5 protein-coding genes are annotated in these 4,726 nt (G+C 73.3%); all 5 read left to right on the top strand.

What is annotated here, in order from left to right:
- On the top strand, positions 1-235 hold a 235-nt coding region (locus tag GA0115259_RS30085; RefSeq protein ID WP_141716747.1), incomplete at its 5' end, for an ankyrin repeat domain-containing protein.
- A 222-nt stretch (positions 236-457) separates the two neighbouring features.
- Positions 458-1,858, top strand: coding sequence for a hypothetical protein (locus GA0115259_RS30080; protein WP_093602862.1), 1,401 nt, complete (start codon positions 458-460; stop codon positions 1,856-1,858).
- Between the two features lie 346 nt (positions 1,859-2,204).
- Positions 2,205-3,323 carry a glycosyltransferase family 4 protein gene (locus GA0115259_RS30075; RefSeq protein WP_093602860.1) on the top strand — a complete coding sequence of 373 codons (1,119 nt, stop codon included), beginning with the start codon at positions 2,205-2,207 and terminating at the stop codon, positions 3,321-3,323.
- Positions 3,320-4,492, top strand: a complete 1,173-nt coding sequence (locus tag GA0115259_RS30070; protein ID WP_093602858.1) for a glycosyltransferase — start codon at positions 3,320-3,322, stop codon at positions 4,490-4,492. Before GA0115259_RS30075 ends, GA0115259_RS30070 begins: the two co-directional genes overlap by 4 nt.
- Positions 4,489-4,726: hypothetical protein (locus GA0115259_RS30065; RefSeq protein ID WP_202450471.1), on the top strand; the 238-nt coding region annotated here is incomplete at its 3' end. The genes GA0115259_RS30070 and GA0115259_RS30065, both read left to right, overlap by 4 nt.

Genomic DNA, 4,726 nt, shown 5'->3' with positions numbered 1-4,726 from the left:
CTCCCACGGCCACGCGCCGGCGGTGGCGGCCCTGCTGGAGCGCGGCGCCGACGCGAGCCGGCCCAACGACCGCGGCCAGACGCCGCTCGCGGGCGCGGTCTTCAAGGGCGAGGACGAGGTCATCAGGACGCTGCTCGCGGGCGGCGCGGATCCGAGGGAAGGGAGCCCGTCCGCCGTGGATACCGCGCGAATGTTTGGGAAGACGGACCTTCTGGAGCTGTTCGGCGCCAGGTGAGAGACGTCGTAAATGTGGTCGCGGTGGCGAAATGGCTGGGTCATCATGACGTCGGGCCCGCAGTGGGCCACCGACGAGAGGCAGGAAAGATGGTCTGCGTTGAGCGGGAGACGACGGGCGGCCGAACATGTTGTCGCACGGCCTAGGCCCAGAGGGTCGGCGCCGGTTGTGGCGCCGCATCACACCCCGGTTGCGTCAACAGCTTGATGTGAGGCTTTTCCCATGTTCGATCCAGTCATAGCGCCGAGCGGCACTCTGCTCGGCCTGTTGCAGAGGGGCCGCGGCGACGGCACGCTGCACGCGCTCGCGGCGCCCCGCGCGGAGGCGCTCGCCGCCCTCAACCACTGCGTACTGAACGACCCCCGGCACGACTGGCAGGTCGAGAACCGGTCGCTGTACTACGCGCGCCTGTATCTGGATCTCCACGGCGGTCTCGACGCCATCGAGCACCATCTCTTCCTGGCCGAGGACCACTTCGACACCGAGGAGTCACGGACCGGGCTCGCGCTCGCCGTGCTCGGCCATCTCGCCTCGTACGGCAGGCGCGACGCCCTGGAACTGCTCCGGCGCTACGCGGCGACCGGCTCGAACTGGGCCTGGGCCCTGGACGAGCTGGCCCTGCGCGACGACGACACCGGTCTGCGCTCGCTGGCGCTGCCCGTCCTCGCCAGATTCCCGGCCACTCCCGAGGGTGACACCGAACTGGCGACCGCCGTGCGGGACGCGTTCGAGCCCCGGCCGTGGCGGCTCTGGGCCGACGATCCGCGGCGGGAGATCGGCGCCCGTATTAGGGCCGCCGGTGAACAGGGCTCCTTCGACCGCTGGCAGCGCCAGCTCCGGCCGAGCGGTCCACGGCCCGGCTGGAGCGTACAGGCCGTCTTCGACTGGGCCCAGCAGGCCCTGGAGCGCGGCTCGGTTCTCCATGTGCCCGCCGCACGCTGTCTGAGCGCGGTCGCCGGGCCCGAGGACCGCCCGATGATCATCGAGGCCGCCCGTGGCGGACCCGACGGCGCCCGATGCGCGGCGCTCCACTATCTCGCCGAGGCGGCCGATCCCGTCGTCCTCGATCTGATCGAAGCGGCGGTTGGCGCGGACCGTACCGTCGCCGACGCCGCGGTCTCCGCCTTCGAGCGGATGTGCGGCGAGGAGGCCGTCGACCGGGCCCGCGGCTGGGTGCACCGGCCCGACGCCCTCGGCGCGTCCGCTGCCGGTGTGCTGGCCGGGCGCGGCGGCACGCGCGACACCCAGCTGGTGCTGGGCGCGCTGCGCGAGACCGTACGGGCCGACGGGCCCGACGCGCCAGGACTGTGGACACTCGTCGACGGCACCGGACGCCTCGGCATCGTCTGCGCGGCCCCTGTGCTGCGCCATGTCTACCGCGAGACCACCTCCTCACACCTGCGCGGCCGAACGGCACGCGCGCTCGCCGCCACGGATCCCTCCTACGCGACCGGTTTCGCCGTCGAATGCCTCTGGGACTGCGAGGAGACCACCAGAGAGGTCGCCGCGCTGCACGCGGAGACCGGGGACGTACGGGTGGCGGAACGGCTACGGAGACTGGCGGCGGACCCGGCGGAGGAGGCGGAAGTCCAAACGGCGGTACGCAGCCGGCTGGCCTTTTGATTGAGGGCTCGGTCGCCTCCGTCCGTGCGCAGCCAGAACGTCTCCGCAACCCGGACCCGTCCGGGCCGGCCGTTCCGTCCTCAATCGCCGGACGGGCTGGGTTTCCGGCCTGCGGCGGAGTACGGCGAGGGGCTGGCCCCTACCGAGTGGGAACCCGGTGCCGGGCTGGGCCGTTCCCTCCTCAAGCGCCGGACGGGCCGGATTTCGCACTCCGTAACCACGCGCGTACCTTCCGTGCATCGTGCCTGCCCGCCGCAGGCGACCCGCGTCCAATGCTCACGGGACGTTCCCCACGCGGAAAGATCCACGTTGGCAGGGACACGCTCGGTAGGACGACAACACGAATATGCGTGTCGTCATAGTTACCGAGTCCTTCCCACCGGATGTCAACGGCGTAGCCCACTGCGCCCTCCAGACCGCCCGGCATCTCGCCGTGCGCGGCCATGACCCGCTCGTCATCGCTCCGGCAGTCGCCGGTGATGCCGAGATCGACGCACCGTGCCCCGTGGTACGCGTGCCCTCAGTGCCGCTGCCCGGCTATCCCCAGGTACGGGTGGCACTGCCCAGTCGGCGCGTCGCGGTGACCATCGCCGCGCACCGCGCCGAGCTGGTCCATCTGGCGGGACCGTTCGTGCTCGGCGTGCGCGGCATGACGGCCGCCTCACGGCTCGGAGTCCCCGCCGTCGCCGTGTACCAGACCGATCTCGCCGGCTACGCCCGTACCTATGTGGGCGCGGGCGAGGCGGCGGCCTGGCGCCGGATCCGTACCGTCCACACCGCGGCCGACCGCACCCTGGCACCGTCCAGCGCGGCCGTACGCGACCTCGCCGAGCACAACATCCCGCGGGTACGGCTCTGGCCGCGCGGAGTGGACACCGTACGGTTCCGGCCCGAGCTGCGCGACGAGGAGCTGCGCCGTCGGCTCGCGCCCAACGGCGAGCTGATCGTCGGATATGTCGGCCGGCTGGCGCCCGAGAAGCATGTCGAACTCCTCGCGGGCGTCTGCGAGCTGCCGGGCGTGCGGGTGGTGATCGTCGGCGACGGTCCCAGTGAGACCACGCTCCGGAGCGCGCTGCCCGGCGCGGTCTTCCTGGGCCGTACGACCGGCGACGCGCTCGCGCGTACGTTCGCCTCGTTCGACGTCTTCGCGCACACCGGACCGTACGAGACCTTCTGCCAGACCGTGCAGGAGGCCATGGCCAGCGGCGTACCGGTGATCGCGCCCGCAGCGGGCGGACCGCTCGACCTCGTCGCCCACGGATACACCGGCACGCTGGTGAAGCCGCACGACGCCGACGCCGTCACCGAGGCCGTACGGGACCTCGCCCATGCTCCCGCGCTCCGTGAGGCGTACGGGCAGGCGGCGCGCACCACCGTGGAGGGCAGGACCTGGGCCGTCGTCGGCGACCAGCTTCTGGGCCACTACGACGAGGTGCTCGGCGCGCGCACGGCGGTGGTCGCGTGAGCGGCTTGCGCATCGTACGGCTGGCGAACTTCGTGACCCCGGCCTCGGGCGGGCTGCGTACCGCGCTCCAGGAGCTCGGCAGCGGCTACCTCGCGGCCGGGCACGAGCCAGTGCTCATCGTGCCGGGCGAGCGGGAGTCCGACGAGGACACCGTGCAGGGACGGGTGATCACCCTGCCGGGTCCCGTCATCCCCGGCACCGGCGGCTACCGGGTGCTGACCGCCCGGAAGCGGCTGCGGCAGGTGCTCGAATCGCTCGGGCCCGACCGGCTCGAAGTCTCCGACCGGACCACGCTGCGGTGGACGGGCGAGTGGGCGCGGCGCCATCGCGTCCCTTCGGTGATGGTCTCCCACGAGACGGCGGACGGAGTGCTGCGCACCTGGGGCGTGCCCGGCGTCGCGGCCGGACGGACCGCGGACCGGCTCAACACGCGCAGCGCGTGGGCGTACTCGCGGATCGTGTGCACCACCGAGTGGGCGGAGCGCGAGTTCCTGCGTATCGGCGCCCGCAATGTGGTGCGCGCGCCGCTCGGCGTCGATCTGACCCGGTGCAGGCCGGAGCGGCGGAGCGAGGCCCTGCGCGCCCGTTACGCGCGCGGCGCGGATGTGCTGCTGGTGCTCGGCTCCCGGCTCTCGGTGGAGAAGCGGCCGGGCGCCGCGCTGGACGCGCTCGCCGAGCTGCGGGACCGAGGCGTACGGGCCGTGCTGGTCGTCGCGGGCGAGGGCCCGCTGCGGGCCGGACTGGTCCGCAGGGCCCGTGCCCAGCGGCTGCCCGCGCTCTTTCTCGGCCATGTGGCCAACCGCGAGGAGATGGCCGATCTCCAGGCCGCCGCGGACATCTGTCTGGCGCCGGGACCGGCCGAGACCTTCGGGCTGTCGGCCCTGGAGGCGCTCGCCTGCGGCACACCGGTCGTCCCGAGCGCGTCGTCGGCGCTGCCCGAGGTGATCGGGGACGCGGGAGTGGCCGCCGTGGACAGCGCCGTGTCCTTCGCCGACGCGATCCAGGAGCTGCTGACGCGCCCGGAGGAGGACCGCCGCGCCGCGGCCCGCGCCCGCGCGGAGCTCTTCAGCTGGGACAACGCGGTGGCCGGATTCCTGGCCGCGCACGATGCCCCGCTGCTGAACAAGGTGCCCTCGCAGATCCGCCGGCCGGACGGAGCGCAGAGATGACCACGGGCGCGGACATCGCGGAGTCGCTGCCGGGCGGAGAACGCACCGGCGAGGGCTCGGGCACGGTGCCGCGCATCGTCGTACGAGGAGGAGAACAGCCCATGGCCCCGGCGGAGGCGGCCACGCAGACGTCCGTCGGCGAGACGCCGACGAAGCCCGGTGCCGTCGCGTCGACGGCACCGGCCCGGCCGCTCCCGACCGCCGTGCGGGCCCTCGGCCCTGCCGGCGCCGTCG

The organism is Streptomyces sp. MnatMP-M17, assembly GCF_900091995.1.
In the GTDB taxonomy this organism is placed as follows: Bacteria; Actinomycetota; Actinomycetes; order Streptomycetales; family Streptomycetaceae; genus Streptomyces.
This window is presented reverse-complemented; position numbering and strand designations above follow the sequence as displayed.